At 50.1% G+C, this 1,017-nt stretch carries 1 protein-coding gene; it reads right to left on the bottom strand.

Going from position 1 to position 1,017, the window contains the following annotated elements; genetic code table 11:
* On the bottom strand, positions 1-1,017 hold a 1,017-nt coding region (locus HB364_RS32850), incomplete at both ends, for a Mu transposase domain-containing protein (RefSeq protein ID WP_167292699.1).

Genomic DNA, 1,017 nt, shown 5'->3' with positions numbered 1-1,017 from the left:
CCGGGAAGGATAATTGTTTGTCCAGCCCGCGTTCCAGGATATTTTTTATCATGGTATAATTGATCCGGGAGCCTTGTAAGGCCCGGGTGCAGGCGGCTTCCAGCCGGGCGGGGCTGTATTTTTTATGCAGCATCAGCATACCGAAGCAGGCCTTGTAGTTCTGTTCAACATAAATACTGTTTTCCAGCATCAGGGTAGCAGCCTGCAACGTAGCTGTTCCGATACGGGCTGCCTGCGCCAGCAGATCATCGCGGTTGAAGCCTTTGATCTGCTGCATGCGTTGGTGATGGGGTGGCATATGCTCGCCAAGAGTGGTATAAGCTTTTGGATGGCTGTTACGGCTATGGAAGGCAATGCGTTCCTGATCCAGGTAAACTTCGACCACGCGGCTGTCATAGAGCACTGTTACTTTTTTACCTACATGCTGGTAGGGAACACTGTAATAGCGGTGATCTTCGGATAGCTGTACATGGTAATTACGCTGCACAGTAAGCATAACCACTTTTTTAGGACTAAATGGTTCGCAGGGCAGGACCTTAAGCAAGGAGCGTTCCTGCTGTTCAAAAAAGTACCGGCGGCTATAAGGCGTGTTTTTATAGGGCTTGTTATTGAGCAGTACCAGTTGCTCCTGTATGGCCCGGTTGAGTAACTCCAGGTTGGTAAAATCATGGTTGCGCAGCGGTGCATAGACATGGGTATAAACAATGCGCACTGCCCGTTCCACCATGGCTTTATCGCGGGGACTATAGGGCCGCGTTGCGCTGAAGGTGGTTGTATAATGTTCACTGAGTTGCCGGCACAACTCTGTAAATACCGGCTCATAGCGGCTGGGGCGGGTTACAGCCGTTTTCAGGTTGTCGCACAGAATGGTTGCCGGTACGCCTCCATAATACTTCAGCATGCTATTGATACAGACAGTAAAGTCCTCGCTGCGCTGGGAATGAACAGCTTTACAAAAGATCAGTCCACTAAAGGGAAGAATGGTTACGAATACCTGGCATTCGATGCATTCCCCTG

The organism is Paraflavitalea devenefica (assembly GCF_011759375.1).
Lineage (GTDB): Bacteria > Bacteroidota > Bacteroidia > Chitinophagales > Chitinophagaceae > Paraflavitalea > Paraflavitalea devenefica.
This window is presented reverse-complemented; position numbering and strand designations above follow the sequence as displayed.